Annotated in this window: 19 protein-coding genes; 15 read left to right on the top strand and 4 right to left on the bottom strand. The window is 64.2% G+C overall.

The window, feature by feature from the left end; genetic code table 11:
- Positions 1-15: 15 nt before the first annotated feature.
- The gene (locus QFZ40_RS14630; protein ID WP_306905288.1) at positions 16-1,545 is read right to left on the bottom strand and encodes a purine-cytosine permease family protein; all 1,530 of its coding nucleotides are present in this window, start codon (positions 1,543-1,545) and stop codon (positions 16-18) included.
- A 109-nt stretch (positions 1,546-1,654) separates the two neighbouring features.
- On the opposite strand from QFZ40_RS14630, the gene QFZ40_RS14625 reads away from it, so the two are divergent.
- From QFZ40_RS14625 to QFZ40_RS14600, 6 genes are all read left to right on the top strand, one after another.
- Positions 1,655-3,202, top strand: coding sequence for a PucR family transcriptional regulator (locus tag QFZ40_RS14625; protein ID WP_306905285.1), 1,548 nt, complete (start codon positions 1,655-1,657; stop codon positions 3,200-3,202).
- A 394-nt stretch (positions 3,203-3,596) separates the two neighbouring features.
- Positions 3,597-4,931 carry an MFS transporter gene (locus QFZ40_RS14620; protein ID WP_306905284.1) on the top strand — a complete coding sequence of 445 codons (1,335 nt, stop codon included), beginning with the start codon at positions 3,597-3,599 and terminating at the stop codon, positions 4,929-4,931.
- 48 nt (positions 4,932-4,979) lie between these two features.
- Positions 4,980-6,236 (top strand): aminopeptidase P family protein, encoded by a 1,257-nt coding sequence (locus tag QFZ40_RS14615; protein ID WP_306905283.1) that lies wholly within the window; start codon positions 4,980-4,982, stop codon positions 6,234-6,236.
- 87 nt (positions 6,237-6,323) lie between these two features.
- Positions 6,324-7,154: an IclR family transcriptional regulator gene (locus QFZ40_RS14610; RefSeq protein ID WP_306905281.1), complete on the top strand. Its 831-nt coding sequence runs from the start codon at positions 6,324-6,326 to the stop codon at positions 7,152-7,154.
- 58 nt (positions 7,155-7,212) lie between these two features.
- Positions 7,213-7,665 (top strand): SRPBCC family protein, encoded by a 453-nt coding sequence (locus QFZ40_RS14605; protein WP_306905280.1) that lies wholly within the window; start codon positions 7,213-7,215, stop codon positions 7,663-7,665.
- Positions 7,666-7,914: 249 nt separating this feature from the next.
- Complete coding sequence (locus QFZ40_RS14600; RefSeq protein WP_306905279.1) at positions 7,915-8,526, top strand: hypothetical protein; 612 nt, start codon at positions 7,915-7,917, stop codon at positions 8,524-8,526.
- A gap of 20 nt (positions 8,527-8,546) precedes the next feature.
- Here the strand turns inward: QFZ40_RS14600 and QFZ40_RS14595 are convergent, their stop codons facing one another.
- Entirely contained in the window at positions 8,547-9,956 is a 1,410-nt protein-coding gene (locus QFZ40_RS14595; RefSeq protein ID WP_306905278.1) for an MFS transporter, read from the bottom strand.
- A 115-nt stretch (positions 9,957-10,071) separates the two neighbouring features.
- Between QFZ40_RS14595 and QFZ40_RS14590 the strand changes: the two genes are divergently transcribed.
- The 5 genes from QFZ40_RS14590 (at position 10,072) to QFZ40_RS14570 (ending at position 15,674) form a co-directional block, all read left to right on the top strand.
- On the top strand, positions 10,072-10,629 hold the full coding sequence (locus tag QFZ40_RS14590; protein ID WP_306905276.1) for a TetR/AcrR family transcriptional regulator: 558 nt from the start codon (positions 10,072-10,074) through the stop codon (positions 10,627-10,629).
- Between the two features lie 60 nt (positions 10,630-10,689).
- Positions 10,690-12,159, top strand: a complete 1,470-nt coding sequence (locus QFZ40_RS14585) for an HNH endonuclease signature motif containing protein (RefSeq protein WP_306905275.1) — start codon at positions 10,690-10,692, stop codon at positions 12,157-12,159.
- A gap of 97 nt (positions 12,160-12,256) precedes the next feature.
- A complete protein-coding gene (locus QFZ40_RS14580; RefSeq protein WP_306905273.1) occupies positions 12,257-12,853 on the top strand; it encodes an RNA polymerase sigma factor in 597 nt (198 codons plus the stop codon).
- A complete protein-coding gene (locus QFZ40_RS14575) occupies positions 12,819-13,871 on the top strand; it encodes a CU044_5270 family protein (protein ID WP_306905272.1) in 1,053 nt (350 codons plus the stop codon). The genes QFZ40_RS14580 and QFZ40_RS14575 overlap by 35 nt, the downstream gene beginning before the upstream one ends.
- A 552-nt stretch (positions 13,872-14,423) precedes the next feature.
- Entirely contained in the window at positions 14,424-15,674 is a 1,251-nt protein-coding gene (locus tag QFZ40_RS14570) for a CBM96 family carbohydrate-binding protein (protein ID WP_306905270.1), read from the top strand.
- Between the two features lie 60 nt (positions 15,675-15,734).
- Here QFZ40_RS14570 and QFZ40_RS14565 read toward each other — a convergent pair whose 3' ends face one another.
- On the bottom strand, positions 15,735-16,139 hold the full coding sequence (locus QFZ40_RS14565; protein WP_306905269.1) for a carboxypeptidase-like regulatory domain-containing protein: 405 nt from the start codon (positions 16,137-16,139) through the stop codon (positions 15,735-15,737).
- Positions 16,140-16,277: 138 nt separating this feature from the next.
- Complete coding sequence (locus tag QFZ40_RS14560) at positions 16,278-17,057, bottom strand: alpha/beta fold hydrolase (RefSeq protein ID WP_306905268.1); 780 nt, start codon at positions 17,055-17,057, stop codon at positions 16,278-16,280.
- Positions 17,058-17,239: 182 nt separating this feature from the next.
- Here QFZ40_RS14560 and QFZ40_RS14555 point away from each other — a divergent pair, with 182 nt between their 5' ends.
- From QFZ40_RS14555 to QFZ40_RS14540, 4 genes are read left to right on the top strand one after another with little or no spacing between them, the layout of a single operon-like run.
- Entirely contained in the window at positions 17,240-17,704 is a 465-nt protein-coding gene (locus tag QFZ40_RS14555; RefSeq protein WP_306905266.1) for a hypothetical protein, read from the top strand.
- On the top strand, positions 17,701-18,930 hold the full coding sequence (locus QFZ40_RS14550) for an Nramp family divalent metal transporter (protein WP_306905264.1): 1,230 nt from the start codon (positions 17,701-17,703) through the stop codon (positions 18,928-18,930). Before QFZ40_RS14555 ends, QFZ40_RS14550 begins: the two co-directional genes overlap by 4 nt.
- On the top strand, positions 18,927-19,322 hold the full coding sequence (locus tag QFZ40_RS14545) for a hypothetical protein (protein WP_306905262.1): 396 nt from the start codon (positions 18,927-18,929) through the stop codon (positions 19,320-19,322). Before QFZ40_RS14550 ends, QFZ40_RS14545 begins: the two co-directional genes overlap by 4 nt.
- On the top strand, positions 19,309-19,650 hold the full coding sequence (locus tag QFZ40_RS14540; protein WP_306905261.1) for a PRC-barrel domain-containing protein: 342 nt from the start codon (positions 19,309-19,311) through the stop codon (positions 19,648-19,650). The genes QFZ40_RS14545 and QFZ40_RS14540 overlap by 14 nt, the downstream gene beginning before the upstream one ends.
- Positions 19,651-19,828 lie beyond the last annotated feature (178 nt).

Raw genomic sequence — 19,828 nt, 5'->3', positions numbered from 1 at the left:
CGGGTGTCCTTGAGGCTAGAGGGCGGTGGGGGAGGAGGCTGCAGCGGGAACGTCTTCGAGGTCCAAGGGGGACTCCCTTATGCCCGGCCGCGGCTCCGGGACATCCAGAAACCGGCGGTGGAACTTCGGGCCGAGGAAGGCGTAGGTGGCGGCGCTCGCCAGCCCGCCGGCCAGCCAGGACAGGTCCCAGCCGCCCAGGGCTACGGCGACAGGGCCCTGCATCGCGGGAACCAGCCCGTACATGAACAGCCAGGTGGCGAAGATGCCGACCAGGAGGGAGATGACACCTGCGAAGTTGACGCCGGGAAGCCGTTTGGTGCCGACGGCGTCGAACAGTCTCGCTGGATCGCCCGGCCAGCGCTTTTCGATCCAGAAGTAGTGGACCAGCATCACTCCGCCCCAGGCGGCAACCCAGGCGACGAGCCCGATCAGCCAGGCGTCCAGCACCGCCGCGAAGTCTTCCTGGAAGATAAAGAACACGACGGCGGCCAGGGAGAAGACCCCGACGAAAAGGTTGAGCTTGCGGCGGCTGATGGAAATATCCAGGGCCTGGGTCGCGACGGAGAAGGTGTAGATATTCAGGATGTTGGTGGCGATGGGGCCGTGGAGGACCATCAGCAGCACGGGCAGCGCCAGCACACCGAAGTTCTGGACAATCAGTTTCCCGGGGTCGATTTCACCGCTGTTGGTTGCGAGGCTTGCGCCCAGGATTCCCAGCCACACGACGGGAATGAACTGGCCCAGCACTGACGCCAGGTAGACCTTCCGCTTGGGCACTTCGGCGCTCACAAACCTGGAGTAGTCGGCGGCGTAGGTGAACCAGGTGATGCCCCAGCCGATGCCGATGGCAGTCATCACCGCGCTCATGGCAGCGATCCGCTCGGATCCTTCCAGCACATTGCCTGCCGGGCCGGCGTAGGCCCAGTCGATCTTCATGCCGAACCAGGCAACTGCGGACATTACAGCCAGGATGACGATGGTGGGAGGGACTGTCCACTTTTCGAACGCGGCGATCGCCTTGTAGCCGAACCAGGCGATGGCTACCTGGGCGGCCATGATGGTGGTGGCCACGCCGATTTTCCACGCGTAGTTGTGCGCCGTGGGATCCACCCAGCCAAGCGTTCCGAAGAGCGCCATAACCAGGTCCAGGATGATCCAGGTGTTGACCGCGCACCAGCCGATCACCAGGAGCGCCTGGATGGCTGCGGGAAGGTAGTTTCCACGCCGCCCGAATGCCGCCCGGGCAAGGACCATGCCGGTTGCCCCCGTCTTCTGGCCGAGGAGGACGAAGCAGCCGAACAGCAGCATCCCGATCAGGTTTCCCAGCACCAGCACAGTGACGGTGTCCGCGAAACCCAGTCCCAGATGGATTCCCAGGGCTCCCAATACCCAGTTGATGGGTGCCAGGTTGGCGCCGGCCCAGATCCAGAACTGGCCTGAAACCTTACGCGTTCGATGGGATTCGGGGATGGGCTGCAGCCAGGCTTCGTAGTCTTCGGAATGAGCGGACTGCTCAACTCCTGGCGTTGCGGATTGCTGTTGCATGAGGGCCTCTTGGTTGAGGGGATGGGGATTCTTCAAGATTATGTGTCGGCCACCACATCCACCATCTACAATGTGTATGGAAGTTCCCCGATTCACACGACGGAGTGTCATGCCGGTTCGGCTGCAAGATGTCTTGAAGCATTCGACGGTGGCCCCTGCCGACCCCGTAGTCCGCGCTGGGGCCGCCTTGGTCCCGGATACCCAGCTCCGTTGGATCCACTCCAGCGAAGTCCTGGACATCGCCCCGCTGCTGGAAGGCGGCGAGCTCCTCCTAACCGGCGGCCAGGCCCTTGCCCTGGCAGCCGATGACCGTCGCATCAGCTACATCCGGGAACTGGCCGCACGCGGTGTGGCCGCCTTGGCAATTGAGACCGGCAAGGAGCTGCCCTCCATTCCTTCCTCGATGGTCTCGGCCGCTGAAGCAGCTGGCCTTCCCCTGATTGAATTTCGCAAGGTGGTGCCCTTTGTCGGCGTGATGGAGGCGATCAATTCCATCCTGGTCAGTGAGTCAGCCGCCCAACTGCAGCAGGCTGACCGGGCGAGCCACGCGATGGCGGTGGAACTGGCCCACGGCGGCAGCCTGGACCGGATCCTTGCTGTCCTCGCCGATGCCACCGGCTCCGAGGTTGTTCTCACGTCGACGGCGGGAACCGCCTTGGCCAGCGCCGTGGCGGCAGGGGCGGCTGAGGAGTCAGGTTCTTCAACACCTGGCTCCGGCCGGGACCATGCCAACACCATCCATATCGACGTTCCCGTGCGGGGAATACCTTCCGCCCGCCTCACCCTCCATGTCGCCGGGGAGGCCGATGCCAACCTGGCGCGCATCGCCGGCGCCCGGTCCGTGGACATCCTGGCCCTGGCTCTGCTGCAGCGCATGCCCCCGGGACTCAAGGAAATGGCAGGCGCCGCCTTGATCCGTGCCATAGATTCCGGCACCCAGAACTGGAGGCTTCCCGAACTTGCTCCTGCTGCCGGCATCCCGGCGTCGGCGCAGCTGGTGGCCGTGGTGGTGCGATCTCCGGGATCAAAGCAGCTCAGGATGGCCGTGGAGAAGATTCTGGATCGGGCAGGGCAGGGCAGCGCCAGCTATGCAGACAATGCCGAACTGCTGGCGCTGGCCGTCCTTCGCCCCGACAATCCCCAGGACTCCCGGCAGAAGATCGTGGCCGGGCTGCAGGCGCTGGACGTGCCGGATGGCACGGTCACCGCGGTGGGCCCTATGGCCTCCGGGATATCCTCCGCCTCGTGGTCACTGGCGGAGGCCCGGCTCACGTTAGAACTCGCGGACGGCAGCGCCGGATCCGGCACGGGGACGGGCCAGCGTGCCGCCGTCCTGGACTCCCAGGCGTTCGCCGTCGAGCGGCTGGCCGTTCATTCCGTGGATGAAACGCTGCGACGGGACTTTGTGAACCAGCAGCTCGCGGGTGTCCTTGAGCACGACGCCCAGCGCCATTCGCAGCTGGTGGAAACGCTGAGGGTTTGGCTCGATTCGGGCTGCAACACAGCGCAGGCTGCACGTGAACTGCACGTCGAGCGGCAGTCGATGCACCAGCGCCTGCAGAGGATTTTTTCGCTCTGCGGGGGCGACCCCCGCGGCACCGGCCGGCTGGCCGCGCTGCACCTGGCCGCCCGGCTCGCCGCCCTGCAGTCGAAGTAGCCGGAACGCTTCCTCACCTTTCGCAGGAAAGGCCGGAACGCTTCCTCACCTTTCGCAGGAAAGGCCGGAACGCTTCCTCACCTTTCGCAGGAAAGGCCGGAACCCTACCGCAATCAGTGCGGAAGGGTTCCGTTCTTATGTGCGGGAAGTGAGGGAGCGTCGCGGGGCCAGCGGGTCATAGCACCGTCTGATTGCTCCCTTTAACGCAACCTAGTTGCGTTTGGTGCAACTAAGAATTGGGCACAGTTTTCGGTCGAACACGGTCGTTAGCTGCTGCCCCGAAGAAAACTTGTCGATTACATCGCCAATGGGCTCTTGACTGTGTTGCGCGTCACGCATACTCTGGTGCAACAGCGTTGCGTTAGATGCAACCCTAACCTTCATTGGTGGACATATGAGTAACGAACCAAACTCCACGACGGCAGCCACTCTTCCGGACAGCAAGTCAGCCGTGGTCAGCAAGGACACCCGCCGCAGGGTGATCGCCGCCAGCTTCATCGGCAACTTCGTCGAATGGTTTGACTACGCCGTGTACGGCTATCTGGCGGCCAGTATCGCCGCTGTCTTTTTCCCCGAGTCCAATCCACAAACGGGGCTCCTGCTGACGTTTGCCCTGTTCGCAATTTCATTCCTGGTGCGTCCGCTTGGCGGCTTCGTGTGGGGCCATATCGGCGACAGGGTCGGCCGGCGGAATGCACTCTCACTGTCCATCCTGATCATGTCCGCGGCGACCTTCTGCATTGCGCTGATCCCCGGTTACAACACGATCGGCGTCTGGGCTCCGATCCTGCTGCTGATCGTGCGGGTGGCGCAGGGCTTCTCCGCCTCCGGTGAATACGCCGGAGCATCGGCCTTCCTGGTTGAATACGCCCCCGTCAACAGGCGCGGGGTATATGCGGCAGTGGTTCCCGCCAGCACAGCGGCAGGGTTGCTGCTTGGCTCCCTGATTGCGGGCCTGCTCACGACTGTGCTCAGCTCCGAGGCCATGCAAAGCTGGGGCTGGCGCCTGCCGTTCCTGCTCGCAGCCCCGATGGGCCTGATCGGACGCTACATCCGGACCAGGCTCGAAGACACGCCGGTGTTCCGTGAACTGGCTGTCGAGGGCGAGGCCGTCAAGGCTCCCGTGTCCAGCCTGTTCCGGAACCACTGGCGCCAGCTGCTGCGGGCAGTGGGAGCGGTGCTGCTCAACGCCGTCGGCTTCTACGTGATTCTCAGTTACATGCCGACCTATCTGTCGTCGGAACTGGGCCTAGGAGCAACCGAATCCTTCCTGGCAACAACCATCGCGCTGACCACCTACATCGGGTTCATCTTCCTGACCGGAATGCTCTCGGACCGCTTTGGACGGAAAAAGGTGCTCATCACGGCATCCGTCACCTTCATCCTGCTGACGGTCCCCGCCTTCGCGCTGCTGGGAACCGGGAGCTTCCTGGTGATCGTCCTCGTCCAGATCCTGCTGGGTGCCATGCTCACGCTCAATGACGGCACGCTCCCCAGTTTCCTCGCGGAAATGTTCCCCACCCGCGTCCGCTACAGCGGCTTCGCCGTCAGCTTCAACCTCTCCAATGCGCTCTTCGGAGGCACGGCCCCGTTCATGGCCACCCTGCTGATCGCCGCCACGGCAAACGATCTGGCTCCGGCCTGGTACCTGGTGGCCGCCGCGGTCATCTCGCTGATCGCCGTCGTCCTCTCCCGTGAAACCAGCAAGGAACCGCTGAGCCACGCATAGGCCCCCATATTTCCCTTACGAAACCGCACAACGAAAGGCACCACCACGATGACCATCACCACATCAGGGAACGCTACCTCGGTCGCCGAACTGGAGCGCACCAAGGTCCTCCACAACGGCAACAAGGTCAAACTGACCTTCTCGGACACCGAATTTGAGCGCCGGCTCGCTGGCCTCCGCCGGATCATGGCTGAAAAGGAGCTCGACGCCGTCGTCCTCACCAGCTACCACTCCATCAAGTACTACTCCGACTTCCTGTTCACCTACTTCGGCCGCTCCTATGCCATGGTGGTCACCAAAGATGACACCGTCACCGTCACCGCCAACATCGACGCCGGTATGCCCTGGCGCCGCGGCTATGGCGACAACCTGGTCTACACGGACTGGCGCCGGGACAACTACATCTTCGCCATCCAGGAGGTGCTGCGGACTCGCGGCATCAGCCCCCGGCGCCTCGGCGTCGAGGACGACTCGCTGCCGCTGGACAACCGCAACAAGATCCAGGCCGCCTTCGCGTCGGCCACCCTGGTGGATGTGGCACAGGCCGCCATGCGGCAGCGGATGATCAAATCCGCCGAGGAGATCGAGGTCATCAAGCATGGTGCCCGCATCGGTGACCTGGGCGGGGAAGCTATCCGGAACGCCATCACCGCCGGGATCACCGAATACGAAGTGGCGCTGATCGGCACCGAAGCCATGGTCCACGAGATCGCACGGACGTTCCCGGACTCCGAAATCCGCGATACCTGGGTCTGGTTCCAGTCAGGCATCAACACCGACGGCGCGCACAACTGGGCCACCACCCGGAAGATCCAGGAACACGACATCCTGTCCCTGAACTGCTTCCCCATGACCTCCGGCTACTACACGGCACTGGAGCGCACGCTGTTCTACGGCGAACCCGATCCGCGTTCGCTGGAGCTGTGGAACATCAACGTTGAGGTCCACAAGCGCGGCCTGGAGCTCATCAAGCCGGGCGCCGTGTGCAAGGACATCGCCGCGGAACTGAACGAGATCTACATCGGCCATGGCCTCCTGGCCAACCGCACGTTCGGCTACGGCCACTCGTTCGGCGTCCTCAGCCACTACTACGGCCGCGAAGCGGGACTGGAGCTCCGCGAGGACATCGACACCGTGCTCGAACCGGGGATGGTGGTGTCCATGGAGCCCATGATCACCGTGCTCGATGGCCAGCCGGGCGCCGGCGGCTACCGGGAACACGACATCCTGGTGGTCGGCGACGACGGTGCGGAGAACATCACCAAGTTCCCGTTCGGCCCGGAATACAACATCGTGGGGGCCTGACCCGCGACGTGACCAGACCCGAAAGCGGCGCCGCAATCATTGCGGCGCCGCTTTCGGGCCCTTGCTTAGGGAATGATGGATAGCACCATGAGCGCAACAGAAGAACCCACTGACACCACAGGCAACGGTGACACCAAAGGGGCCTCCGTCATCGTCAACGCAATTGCCGTCCTGCGGAGCTTCAGCGCGGATGAACCGCTGCTGGGAGTTACCGAGATAGCCAATCGGGTGGGCCTGCACAAAAGCACCGTCTCGCGAATCCTGGCCACCTTCGAACAGGAACACCTGGTGGAACGGGACCCGGAAACGCGGAGGTTCCGCCTCGGCCTGGGGCTGATCGCCGTCGCCGGGCCGCTGCTGGCTGAACTGGAAGAACGGCGGGTGGCATACCCCGTCCTCCTTGAACTCACTGAACAGACCGGCGAAACCAGCGCCCTCATGGTGTGGAACGACAGCGCCTCGATGTGCGTGGAACAGATCGCCAGCCGGCACCAGATCAAGCACACCACCCCGCTCGGCGCCCGCTACAACGACGCCATGAGTGCATCCGTGCAGGTCTTCCTGGCCGCTGAACCGGTGGAACGTGTGGGTGCACTGCTGCGCAGCGGCGGCATCACCTATCCCGGACTGGACGACGCCGGCCTGGACGGCTATCAGGTCAGGCTCAAGGAGGTGGCGCGCAGAGGCTGGGCCATCAACTATGGCGAGTCCTCGATCGACGAAGTGGGAGTCGCCGCGCCTGTCTTTGACCACCGGGGCGATATCGTGGCCGCGGTCCTGATCCCGGCCCCTCGATTCCGCGTCTCCGAGGACCGCCTGCAAAGCCTGGGCGAGGCATGTGCGGCCGCGGCCCGCAGGGTCACCACCCGCCTGGGAGGGCGGTTGCCGGAGAATCCCGACGGCGGGAAGCAGCGGTAGCCCCTTTGGTGCCCTTGGGTGTTCAGGCGGCGACGGAAAGAGCTGCAATACTCTGACCATGGCCGTCTACTTTGAGTGCACCACACGGACAAGCAAGCCAAGACCAGAGCTCTTTGACCTGGCTCGAAGCGTCGACGTCCACATGGACTCGATGGCGCATTCCCGTGAAGCGGCCGTAGGCGGCGTGACCACCGGCCTGCTCTCCTTGGGCCAGGAAGTGACCTGGCGGGCCTGGCACTTCGGGATTCCGTTGCAGATGACCAGCCGGATCACCGAGATGAAGTCACCGGACTATTTTGTCGATGAGCAGGTCAAAGGGCCCTTCCGACGGTTCCGGCACGTCCACGAGTTCAGCCAGGATGCCTCCGGGACCACGATGGTGGACCGCATCGAGTTCGCAGCACCGTTCGGACTCATCGGACGCCTGGTCGAGAGACTGGTGTTGGCCGGCTACCTGCAGAAGCTGATCGAGACACGAAACCGGCACCTGGTACTGGACCTGCCGCAATAAGAGCGACGCACGCCCGGTCGGCCGGGCTAGACTCTGGGCATGTCAGCACATTGGGGGATGCTTGCTCAGCGTAGGAGAGCACTGTTCATTTTGGCCGCGCTCATTGTTCCACTGGCGGGGTGTGAGTACAGCCCGGCCGAGCCGCCTGCTCAAACTTCCTCCCAGGGATCCTCGAAGCCACCCCGGTCCTTGGAGGAAAACCGTGCCGAGGTGGCCCGTTTGCTGGAGGCATCCGTAACTGATCCTGGAATGCCTTCAGACGCGGAGCCCGCAGGGAAGCTGTCCACCGACCTGGCTGCTGGAGACTACGAGATTTCGGCTGCTTGCTCCGGCGCGCGAGGCGGCAAGCTGACCATTGTGAAGGGCGGCGGTACTCCGGAAAGAATGGACTTTACCTGTGACCAGCGGCTTGAGCGGTTCGTCAGGCATGCCGGCGGCCCCATCAGCATCAGCGCGGCCGCGGGGGCGGTCAAACCGGATGTGGCCGGCGTTGCCGTGAAGCCCAACAGCGACCCCCGGGCTTCAGAACTGGAAGACATGAGAGAGTGGGCGTCGCAGAAGCTTAAGCCCGCGTTGCCTGGTGAATCGTCCGGGTACACCAGCTCTAATAGCGGCTTCGGAATGTCGGCCGAACCCGGCAGGTACGAACTGTGGTTCTTATGTGAAGGACCGGCCGAGGCCGAGCTATCAGTGTTCACCTGGGCAGGTGCCGAAGTTCTTGCCCCGGCGCGGGTCGCCTGCACCGGGAGCGTCTTCAAGGCCACCGTTCAGCTGGCGACTGAGGGAGCAGATTTCACAATGAAACCGGCCAGCGGCCCGGACGCCGCCCGCTATGCCTTCAGGCTGGTTCCATCGGCGTAGCGGCGCCGGCGGGAGTGTCCTCACACGGCCTGTCGGCGCTTGATCACCAGTCCCAGGACGGCTGCCAGAGCAACGGCTGAGAGGATCGTCGCTGACCAGAATCCGGCGCGGCCTCCGGTCAGGAAGTCGTTGGGGACGGCGAATGCCGCATAGGTCGAAGCCACGATGGCCAGTCCGACGGCGCCGCCCAGCTGCTGCATCGTCTGGAAAAGCCCGGAGGCTGATCCTGCATGCTCGGCTTCGACGTTGCGAAGCGCCAGCGTCGTGAGCGGCATGAACGTCAGGCCGGCTGAGATTCCGGTGCCCAGCAGGGCCGCCATCACGATCATGAAGGGGGTGTCCGGACCCAGCTGGGTGAGCGGAAGGAAAGCAACGACGCGAAGGGCGGCGCCGAGGATGACGAGGCGGACGGCCCCGAAACGCTCGACCAGCCGCGGGACGATCCGGGACATCGCGAAGATGCTCAGGGGCATCGGCAGGAACGCCAGCCCGGTGACCAGCGGCGTGAGGTGCAGATCGTCCTGGAGGTACTGGACCATGAGGAAGAACATCGCCAGCATCCCGGCATAGGTGGCAGCCATCGCCGCCAGCGCCGCCACCCGGCTCGGACTGCGGAGCAGCTGCGGGCGGAGGAGGGGGTGGGCCACCCTCCGCTCCGTGAAGGCCAGGATGGCGATCAGTACCGCGCCGACCGCAAGGCCGCCGATAGTGCGCGGACTGGACCACCCGGCGTCGCCCGCCTGGATGAGGGCCCACACGATGGCGACGGCGCCGCCTGTCGCGGTCACTGCTCCGACGAGGTCGAAGCGCCCGGGCCGGCGCGGAGTCTCAGCGACAAGGCGCGGCACCGTAATGAGGACCACGACGCCGATGGGCACGTTGATGAACAGGGTCCACCGCCAGCTGGTCAGGTCGGTGAGGAGGCCGCCGAGGATGAGTCCGAGCGCGCCCCCCATCGAGGCAATGGCGGAGAACAGTGCGAGGGCACGGTTCCGCGCGGCGTCGTCCCTTGCACTGGTGGTGATGAGAGCGAGCACGCTCGGGGCGGCGAACGCGGCACCGAGGCCCTGGAGTGCACGGGCAACGACAAGGAGAAGGGGCGAGGTGGCGAGCCCGCCGAGCAGGGAGAAGACTGTGAAGGCGGCAACCCCTATGAGGAACGTCCGACGGCGGCCGTAGACGTCTCCGATCCGTCCGCCGAGCAGCAGGAGGCCGCCGAACGCTAGGGCGTAGCCGTTCAGGACCCAGCTGAGTTCGGCCCTGGTGAAGTGGAGGTCGGTGGCGATGTGGGGGAGGGCGACGTTAACGACCGTCGCGTCGAGGACAAGCATGAGTTGGGCAAGCATGACCAGCCAGAGGCCAATGCTGCCAACGCGGGAGCCCGACGACGTGATGCCGGCGGCCACGCGGGTGGCGGTGGTGGATGTCATGGGAGGGTGTCCTGTTCTAGCCGATGGGCTGACGTACACTAAGAGGAGAGATGCTCCGCTTAGAACTATACGGAGACACTCTCCGTTTTGCAATACTGGCTTGAGAGGTGTTTCTGTGCGCGCTGACGCTCAACGGAACCGCGACCGGATCGTGGAGGTCGCACGCGAGATTTTCCGCGCCAAGGGCTTCGACGCCGTGTCGATGGACGAGGTGGCCAAAGGAGCCGGAGTGGGTCCCGGCACCCTCTACCGGCACTTCCCGACCAAAGAGTCCCTGTACGACGCGATCATCGAGGCCTGGGCAGGGAAGGTCAATGCCGCCGTCGACCGTGCCCTTGCCCTCGACGGCCCGGCGCGGGTACGGCTGTTGACCTGGCTCAGCGACTACACGGCGATGCTGACCCAGCACAAAGGGGCCGCAGCCCGGATTACTGCGGCGCTCGGCGACCCCGGTTCGCCGTTCGCAGCGAAGTGCCAGACCTATCTCGCCGCCAACCAGCGGCTGATTGACGGGATGGACTCGGCCCTGCGTCCAGAGGTTGACGCCATGGGGATCAGCCGTCTGGTGGGCGGGGTCGCTGCAGTCGCTGACAACAGCGAGCTCCCGGACGACGCAGTGGCATCGATGCTCGCAGTCGTCGCCGACGGACTGCTCGCTCCCGTCCACGTATGAGTGATGGTCTAACCTGCGCAGTCCCTTAAAAATGTCAGTGCCCCCTGACATGCTTTGGGTATGGAAGACAGGGCGGCGGCTGAGGTGTTGGAGGCCATTAAGGCTTCTGTCGCTGCGCTTTCCGTCCTTGTCCATCGCCCACCCGAAACCATTTCGCCGGACGCTGATCCGCTCCGCCAGCAGGCTGATGTCTGGCTTGACATCCTGGCGGAGGCTGCCCGGCTTCAAGCAAAGACGGCGGCCCTAACAGTCCGCGGCGCAGCCGGGTTCAACTGTGCTGCCCAGGCTATAGCGCCACAAGCTGCATCACCTCAGGAACACACCGCCCAGGAAATGGCTGTGGTCGCAGAGGTGGCGTGCCTCCTGACCGTCGGTGAACGCGCCGCCGCGGCCTTGCTCGCGGAGTCCCGAGAGCTCACCACCGCCCTGCCGTTGACCCTCGCCGCGTTGGAGGACGGGTCGATTTCGTGGCAGCACGCAAGGGTCATGGTCGACGAAACCGCCAATCTTGACCCCGCCGGCGCTGCGGCGCTGGAAGCCCATTTCCTGGACCCCGAAACGGTGCACCCTGCGCAGGGATGCCCGCCCGGGGAGATGGTCCCGTCCCGATTCCGTACCAAGGCCCGGACCTGGCGGGAGCGCCACCACCCTGAGAGCATCGAGGTCCGACACGCGAGGAGCGCACTGGATCGGAGGGTCGAGTACGCAGCGGACCGGGACGGGATGGCTTGGCTCTCCGCCTACCTCCCGGCAGACCAGGTCGCGGGGATATGGGATCGCATCACCAGCACAGCCAGAGCCCTCCAGGCTCCCAGCGAGTCGCGGACGCTGACCCAGCTTCGTGCCGATATCGCCGCCACTCTGCTTCTCGGTGGCACAGCTGAAGATATTCCGGTACCGGCCGCGAAGGTCCTGGTGACCGTTCCGGTGTTCGCCCTGATGGGTCTGACTGATGAACCCGCCACCCTGGACGGGTATGGCCCGATCCCGCCTTCCATGGCTCGCCGGCTGATTGCCGACGGCGCGGACTCGTTCCACCGGGTCCTGACCGACCCCCGCGACGGCGCACCACTGGAGATCGGCCGCACCAGCTACCGCATCCCCACATCCATGCGGCAATGGCTAAGGCTTCGGGATGGCAAATGCCCGTTCCCTGGCTGCAACAACCACTCGCTGGACAACGAAGCAGACCACCTCCTCGCCTGGACCCACGGCGGCACCACCGGCATCACCAACCTTGGCCAGCCCTGCCCGAAACACCACAAACTCCGACACACCACCGCGTGGAAACCAACCCAAGCCACCAAAAACAAACCACCAGGCTGGACCTCACCCACCGGACGCCACTACCAAAGCGAACAACAAGACTGGGAACCACCCCACTGGCCTGACGAAAAGCTGTTCGACATCCATAACCCGGGCATCCATAACCCGGGCGCACAACTATCGCCGGACCCTTTCCCCGACCGGCACAAGTTGCTGCGCATGCAACAATCTCAGATGAGCCGGCTGCCAACGGCCGACAGCTGAATTGGGGGAGTTTGTGGGCGCGTGAAGTTTCCGGAACACACCATCGAACCTGCCCTTGGTCCATGAACCCTTTTGCGGCCGGCGGGCAATACCTAGTGTGAGCACAGACAGCGACATCATCAGGCGGTCCAGGGACAGCCCCGCAGTTTTCGGGGAGCTGTATGACAGACATGCCTCAGTCATCTACAGGTATGCAGCCAGGCGGGCCGGTGACTTTGCCGCCGACGACGTAACCTCGGAAACCTTTCTGGTCGCCTGGGAACATCTTGAGGCTTACGACCTTGACCGGCATGATGCCCGGCCCTGGCTCTTCGGCATCGCAACAAACCTGCTCCGACGGCATCATCGCGCCGAAGCCAAGATACTGAAAGCCGCGGCCAGAGCCTCTTCACGAGAATCCATTACTGATGATTCCGACCGGATCGTCGCGCAGGTGGACGCCGCCGTGGCCACGGGGCGGATCGCCCGCACCCTGAGGTCCATGGCGGCCATCGACCGCGAAACCCTGCTGCTCTATGCCTGGGCGGACCTGACCTATGAAGGCATCGCCTCGGCAATGGACGTTCCGGTAGGAACCGTGCGCTCCCGGCTAAACCGCGCCCGCAGAGCGCTACGCACCGAGCTCAACCTAGGACTACTTGATGAAACGGAGAACGACCATGGACGACTTGCAGCTGCTCCGCGAAATGCGTAGCGACATCGGTTCGGCCCCATCGGCTACCTTGGCCAGTGGCCGGAACACACTCATGACCAGGATCGGCTCCGCCTCCCGTTCCGAGGCAACGACCATCACGCACGCCCCGGATCAGGTGCACCCGATCCGCTTCCGGCGCCGTGTCCTGATCGCTTCGGCAGCTGCGGCTCTGCTCGTGGGGGGAATCGTCGTGGCAGATGTAGTCAGGCCCAGCGGTCCGGGAGCAACCGCCGAAGCCGCGGAGATCCTGAACGACGCGGCGGCGGCCACCCTCCTGACCTCCGACCCGGTAGTGGGACCGGGCCAGTACCTGAAGATCGATACCACGGCCGTCTACGTCGCCAGTGTCGCTTTGGGGGATCCTGGAAAAGGCGGCCGTTCGGTGGAGTGGCTGGACAAGTCCTCCGACCAGCTCTTCATCCCCGCCGATCATGCAGCCGAATGGATCTGGAACCGGGAAGCCCGCATACCGACGACGTTCTTCAGCGAGGAAGCCAAGGCAGAGGCGACCAAATACCTGTCTGGTAACCCCAGCACGGGAGAGCTGCTGCGGGCACCGGGAGGGAACTTCTATGGAGGGCCGCGGCTGCTGTTCGCAGGCTTGCCTATGGAGGAAGGCGTGAAGAATCTGCCCCGCGACCCACAAGCACTCCTGGACACAATTCGAAAGCGGGGCAAGCAAGGCAGGCCGGAAGCCGAAACGCTGGAAAGCATCGCGGCTGCCCTGCGGACCGGAGCTGTCCCGGCCGACTTGCGCGCTGCACTGTACAAAGCGGCCGCGCTCATTCCCGGAGTCACCGTCGTAGACAAGGAAGCGAACCTTGACGGCAAGGTAGGCACAGCGATCGGGATAGAGCGTCCGGACAGAGAAACCCGGATGGACATCATCATTGATCCCGCCACCGGGCTGCTGATTGGAGAACGGGAGGTCACGCTGACAGCCGGCGAGACCTTCCCGGCCGGAACAGCGACCGCCTGGACTTCGGTCCAGACCTCGGTGGTCAATTCAGCCCCATAGCCGAACCGGGAGCCCGAGCAGAAACGGCAAGGCGAGAGCCGGGTTTATACAATCTATTGACAAAACCAAGCGGCGGGGCCAATCTCAAAGCACTGAATTCATTCCGTTGCTGGCGTGAATTCGGAAACGCCTAACAACATCGAACATCCGCTCACGGTTGGCGCGCTGGGACTCCCGCGACTTGGCAGAAAAGTAGGTCGCCATGTCTTTGCGCAATCTCCAGCATCGCTGCATGCCGCCACCCTCTGGCCGCAAAGTGCCGGATGTCAATGACCTTGCCCGTGCCGGGCATCAAGTGGCATGCGGTTGTACCGCCGACAAGATCGCTGCGGATGCCCCAACAGGAGCGAACAGGTTGGGCGTGACAGCGGAGCGGCTGTTTCCGCACCTCACCGAACGAGCGGATTCTCGTCCTCATTCCTTTCGGTCTGACCTGGATTGCCTCAGGCGGCCTTCTGTGGTCAAGGCACAGGATCACCCTGGAAAGAAACGGAATGCCCCAGTAGCCATGTCTGAACGGATACCTGAACCATGAGTCTGAAAGGAAAATCAATGCATCCACGCCGGATTACTGCCGCTGCAGTGTCATTCGTGATGCTGGTCGCCTTTGTTGTGACAGGCACCAGCGCGACCGCGGCCGGCACGTTCACGTTGGCTCCAACTGCGGATACCTTCGTGCAGGCTGACCGTCCATCTGTGAACAACGGTAACGACATCCGCTGGTCCACCGATGGACGCAGAGGTGCCTGGCGGAACGCGCTGTTGCGGTTCAATGTCCAGGTTCCCGCCGGGGAGCGTATCAAGTCGGCGAAGCTCCGGGCCTATTCCGAATCCTCTGCGTCGTCCACTGAGTTTGTGGACATTTACACAACTTCCGGCAGTTGGACGGAAACCGGCGTTACATGGAACAACGCCCCGGCACGCGCAACTTGGCTGGGCAAGGCCGGCGGCTTCGGCGCTGGCAGATGGGTTGAGTGGGACGTTACGGCCGGTATGGGTACAGGCAGTGGTGACAGGAATTTCAAGCTGGAATCCAATGCCAAAAAGTGGTTCGGCTTCAAGTCCGATGAGTACTCTAATCCGGCGCTACGGCCAAAGCTGGTAGTGACAACGGAAGCGGACCCTGCCGTTCCCCCGCCCCCGCCGCCTTCGGGTGACGGCACTACTGCCGCTGCCACGTTCAACTGGGGCACGCCTGCAGCTGGCGACGAGTTCAATTACACGGGCGCGCCGGACGCTACCAAGTGGAATGTGTACAACAGCCCGGGACACGCGGGTAATGGCATCCGCAGCCCGCAGCAGGTATCAGTAGACGGTTCAAAAATGGTAATCAAGGGCACCGCTGACGGCACCACTGCCGGGATGGGTGCCAAGTTCGCGAACCAGAAGTACGGGCGCTGGGAGGTTCGGGCAGCCGGCTCAGGCGATAACGAATACCACATGGTATCGATCCTGTGGCCTGACTCCGAGAACTGGCCCTGTGACGGTGAGATCGACTACGCCGAGACCACCGGTGACTGGAACATCATCAATTTCTTCCACCACTACTCTTGCGAGAACAAGCAAACGATAGCCAGCCGGAACCTGGACGTTTCGCAGCTCCATAACTACGCGGTTGACTGGTCTGCCACCGGGATTGTCGGTTACGTGGATGGTGTGGAATGGTTCAGGGACACCGACCCGGCACATCAGCCTCCCGGTCCGATGCACCAGACCTTGCAACTGGACTGGTTCCCTGATGCAACTACTAACGGCCCAGGTGAAATGAGGGTTGACTGGGTACGCGTGTACGCGGCTGCTTGAAGGCCCAGTCAGAAAATCAACAGGGTTCTCCTTGTGGCGGGCACTGAAGGATCAGTAGGTTCAGCGAATGCCGCTGTCAACGACCAGCGTGATGTGACGGGGAGCGTCCGAGACGGCAACTTCCTGGGTGGCTGTCGAAGCGTAGCCGCCGACATTGGTTGCTTTTATCAAGTAGCGGCCGTCAGGAAGTGTGAGCTGGAAGGCACCGTCGTTGTCCGTGATAGTTGAACCGCGGACGGCGTCTCCGTCCAGTGCGACGACCCTGGCTCCCGACACGGGGCGTGGCGGACACTCCTGATCAATACGTTCGACTGGGCAGACCGGTGCGGTCAGGACGTACCCTCCGACAAGCCCTGAGTGGTCAGTCCCTGAGCGGTCAGTCACCTGCCCTGATGAGGTGGTGCACCCGCACAGCAGCGCGGCCGCCGCCAGCAAAGTTACGGCGAAGCGTGCCACACCACTCACCAACCAATCCTGCACACACCAAGAAGATGGGTACCCCACAACACCGAGTATCCCACCCTGCATGCGCAACGGTCAGGCGCGCGAACACCTGGGAAAGGTCAGCGGCCGCCCTGGTGGAGGAACCTTGCCAGCGGCGCGTTACCCCGTGGCCTGCCGCTCGCTTTCGGCCCCTTCCCAATGCCGGTGCAGTAACTCAGCCAGCCGCTCGGGCTCGATCCGGTGCGGCGGGTCGAAGTGGTGGCGCTTCGGGAACACCTCCAGGTGAAAGTCCGGGAAGAAGACCCTTGCCAGCCGACTCGCAATCTCGCCGTAGTCGTCAGGGTTGCTCAGAGCGCCGAGCACGAACAACACCGGTTTGGCGAAGGAAGCCAGGCGTGCACGGTCCAGGTCGTAACTCTTGAAGGTCTCCAGGAACGCCTTGATGCCGGCCGGGCGCTTCGCCATCCACGGCGGCGGGGGACCGGGAGGCGGTGGCGGAAGGACGACGTCGGGCTTCACACCCAGCCTCATGAAGGCAGGCATGAACTGCTCGGGAGGCAGAGCTTCGAGTTGCTCGTACTTCTTCCAGAGCTCCGCGTGCGCAGGGCTCCAGTCCCAACTTCCAGCCCAGGCGGGCTCAAGCAGGGTCAGGCTTAGCAGTCGCTCCGGGTGCCTGGCAGCAAAGGCCAGAGCGGCAGCGCCGCCGCCCGAGTAGCCCACTAGATGGAAGGTCTCCCAGCCGCGGGCGTCGGCGTCGCGCAGCACGCCGTCGATCTCCGTGTCCAGGCTCCAGCCGGGCGGAGGCGCGTCCCCCGCATACAGTTCCAGGTCCTTGGCCACGGCCTGGATGTCGGGCCCCAGGGCGTTGATGAGCGCGCCATAGGCCGGCTGGGCAGGGAGCACGCTGCCAGGTAGAAAGATGACCCGAATTGGTTCCATGGCTGGATGCTACGCCGGGGCGGCCTACCCGGCTACCACCAGCACAAATGCCCCAACGGTATCCGCCCAAACCCCGGCCCGGAGTGCTATAACTGACTCAAGTCAAAGCTGTTTCCGCTGGTCAGCCGCGGAACAGGTTGTTCCGATCGACCGGACCCCGGGTCCGGAGGCTGGAGGCGGATGTGGAGACCCGGCCGGGCAACACCCGGACGTCGAAGCGCACACTCCTCCTCGCCCTGTGCCTTGCGGCCGCGGCGTTCCTCACCGGCTGCGGCGGCGTCACGGACACCGTCTCAACCGCCGTCGAAGATTCCGCTTCAGCCATTGCCACAGCCCGGCTCGCCCTCCGGCAGGAATCCACCGGCAAACTGACCACCGCTGCCGCAGCCACGGCACTCGACGACTCCCTCAGGGAACTCCAGACCAGCCGGGACAGCGTGGTCCGGCTCTCGCCGAACAGCCAGGAGGACCGGCAGGTGCGCCAGGAAGCGCTGGCCGTCCTGGACGGCTGCACCGCGGGCCTGAACACCGCCCGGGATGCGGTGGCCGGCAACGACGGCGCCCCCTCCGCCGAGGACGGCCAGCAGGCACTGGACGAAGCGGCACGCCGATTGTCCGAACTGAAGACCAAGGTGGGCGCACAATGAAGCGCATCCTGGGGGTCGCCCTCGGTATCCTCACCGCAATCGGCGGCTTCGTGGACATCGGGGACCTGGTAACCAACGCCGTCGTCGGGTCCCGGTTCGGGATGTCCCTGGTGTGGGTGGTGCTTGTCGGGGTCGTGGGCATCTGCCTGTTCGCCAACATGTCCGGGCGGGTGGCCGCAGTCTCCGGCCGGGCCACCTTCGAGGTCATCCGCGAACGGCTCGGGCCGCGGGCGGGGCTGGCAAACCTGTCCGCATCCTTCCTGATCAACCTCATGACCGTGACGGCCGAGATCGGCGGGGTGGCCCTGGCGCTCCAGCTGGCCAGCAGCGTCCACTACCTGCTGTGGATCCCGGTGGCGGCGCTCGCCGTGTGGCTGGTGGTCTGGCGGGTCAAATTCTCCATCATGGAAAACGTCACGGGCCTCCTCGGGCTGACCCTGATCGTGTTCGCGGTGGCGCTCTTCCTGCTCAAACCGGACTGGGGCAACCTTGCCGGGCAGGCCCTGGCACCGGCCGTTCCGGACGAGGAGACCGCCTCCTCGTACTGGTATTACGCCATAGCCCTGTTTGGCGCCGCCATGACGCCGTACGAAGTGTTCTTCTTCTCCTCCGGGGCTGTGGAGGAAGGCTGGTCGATCAAGGACCTGATCCAGTCACGGATCAACGTCCTTGTCGGCTTCCCGCTCGGCGGGGTGCTGTCCGTGGCCATCGCCGGCTGCGCCGCCGTCGTGCTCCTGCCGGCCGGAATCGCCGTCACCTCGCTGTCCCAGGTGATCCTGCCCGTCGCCGAAGGGGCCGGGAAACTCGGGCTGGCCTTCGTCCTGGTTGGCCTCGTGGCCGCCACGTTCGGTGCAGCCCTGGAAACCACCCTCTCCAGCGGCTACACCCTGGCTCAGTTCTTCGGCTGGTCCTGGGGAAAGTTCCGCCGCCCCGCGCAGGCCGCCCGCTTCCACCTGTCCATGATCATCACCCTGCTGATCGGCATTGCGGTTCTGTCCACAGGCGTCGATCCCGTGCTCATCACCGAATACTCCGTGGTGTTCTCCGCGATCGCGCTGCCGCTGACCTATCTACCCATCCTGATCGTGGCCAACGATCCGCAGTACATGGGCAAGCATGTCAACGGCCGTCCCGTCAACGTGCTCGCCATGATCTACCTGGTCATCATCCTGGCGGCTTCGCTGGCAGCCATACCCCTGATGATCGTGACAGGAGCAGGATCATGAAACTGGTCCCGGTACCCCCGATCGCCGGGCGCACCCTTGACGCCCAGCTCCACCTGCTGGACCGGCAGGCATTGGATAACGACGGCGTCCCGGTCACCACGGTGGACGACCTCGAACTCAGCGGGCCCGAGCCCGGGACTGAAATACCCGAAGGAACCCCCGCCCCCGTCATCACGGCCCTGCTCACCGGTCCCGTCCTGGGCACCAGGATCTTTGGCGGCAGGCCGCCGTCGTCCCGGCTGATCCGGATCCCGTGGAAGGACGTGGCCGACGTTGGCGTGGTCATCAAGCTGGGTGTCAGTGGTGACAGCCTCGACGCCGACTGGGTGGAGCGCTGGATCCGGGACAAGATCATCGCCCGCATCCCAGGAGGACGCCATGATCCTCGGTGACCTCCTGGGCAGGGCGGTTCACGACAGCGACGGCGTGAAGCTGGGCCGGGTGGCGGACGCGCGCTTCGTGGTCGACGGCGCCCCGCAGCAGCTGATGGCAGAAGCCCGCCTTCTGGGCTTGGTAGTCAGTCCGCACAGCGTTTCCTCGTTCCTCGGCTACGAACGGACCGGCGTCACCCAGCCGTGGCCCCTGCCCCGGATGCTCAGGTGGCGGCACCGCGGATCATTCCTGGTGATGTGGGAGGACATCGCCGTGATGGGCGAATCCGTGCGGCTGCGGGAAGGATTCACCGCGTACTCGCCGGAGCTTGTCGGCGGACCGGAATAATGCTTACGCTTGCAGCCTTCTCGTGTTGAGAGTGAGCAAGGGCACCGAGCTGCAGCTACGCACGAAGGGGACGATACACGTGTCGGAAAATCAGGAGTTCGCAGAACAGCCAACGCAGGGGATCCGGCACGAAACCTTCGTGATCTCCCATTACCTGCCTGCCTCGCCCCACAAGGCG

Source organism: Arthrobacter pascens, assembly GCF_030816475.1.
Classification (GTDB): domain Bacteria; phylum Actinomycetota; class Actinomycetes; order Actinomycetales; family Micrococcaceae; genus Arthrobacter; species Arthrobacter pascens_B.
Note: the sequence above shows the minus strand (reverse complement) of the source record. Positions and strands in the feature narration are given on the sequence as shown.

Bases quoted from the DNA above. Each gene is read 5' to 3' on its own strand.
- QFZ40_RS14630 (WP_306905288.1), bottom strand. From the start codon at position 1,545: ATGCAACAGCAATCCGCAACGCCAGGAGTTGAGCAGTCCGCTCATTCC.
- QFZ40_RS14625 (WP_306905285.1), top strand. From the start codon at position 1,655: ATGCCGGTTCGGCTGCAAGATGTCTTGAAGCATTCGACGGTGGCCCCT.
- QFZ40_RS14620 (WP_306905284.1), top strand. From the start codon at position 3,597: ATGAGTAACGAACCAAACTCCACGACGGCAGCCACTCTTCCGGACAGC.
- QFZ40_RS14615 (WP_306905283.1), top strand. From the start codon at position 4,980: ATGACCATCACCACATCAGGGAACGCTACCTCGGTCGCCGAACTGGAG.
- QFZ40_RS14610 (WP_306905281.1), top strand. From the start codon at position 6,324: ATGAGCGCAACAGAAGAACCCACTGACACCACAGGCAACGGTGACACC.
- QFZ40_RS14605 (WP_306905280.1), top strand. From the start codon at position 7,213: ATGGCCGTCTACTTTGAGTGCACCACACGGACAAGCAAGCCAAGACCA.
- QFZ40_RS14600 (WP_306905279.1), top strand. From the start codon at position 7,915: ATGCCTTCAGACGCGGAGCCCGCAGGGAAGCTGTCCACCGACCTGGCT.
- QFZ40_RS14595 (WP_306905278.1), bottom strand. From the start codon at position 9,956: ATGACATCCACCACCGCCACCCGCGTGGCCGCCGGCATCACGTCGTCG.
- QFZ40_RS14585 (WP_306905275.1), top strand. From the start codon at position 10,690: ATGGAAGACAGGGCGGCGGCTGAGGTGTTGGAGGCCATTAAGGCTTCT.
- QFZ40_RS14575 (WP_306905272.1), top strand. From the start codon at position 12,819: ATGGACGACTTGCAGCTGCTCCGCGAAATGCGTAGCGACATCGGTTCG.
- QFZ40_RS14570 (WP_306905270.1), top strand. From the start codon at position 14,424: ATGCATCCACGCCGGATTACTGCCGCTGCAGTGTCATTCGTGATGCTG.
- QFZ40_RS14560 (WP_306905268.1), bottom strand. From the start codon at position 17,057: ATGGAACCAATTCGGGTCATCTTTCTACCTGGCAGCGTGCTCCCTGCC.
- QFZ40_RS14550 (WP_306905264.1), top strand. From the start codon at position 17,701: ATGAAGCGCATCCTGGGGGTCGCCCTCGGTATCCTCACCGCAATCGGC.
- QFZ40_RS14545 (WP_306905262.1), top strand. From the start codon at position 18,927: ATGAAACTGGTCCCGGTACCCCCGATCGCCGGGCGCACCCTTGACGCC.
- QFZ40_RS14540 (WP_306905261.1), top strand. From the start codon at position 19,309: ATGATCCTCGGTGACCTCCTGGGCAGGGCGGTTCACGACAGCGACGGC.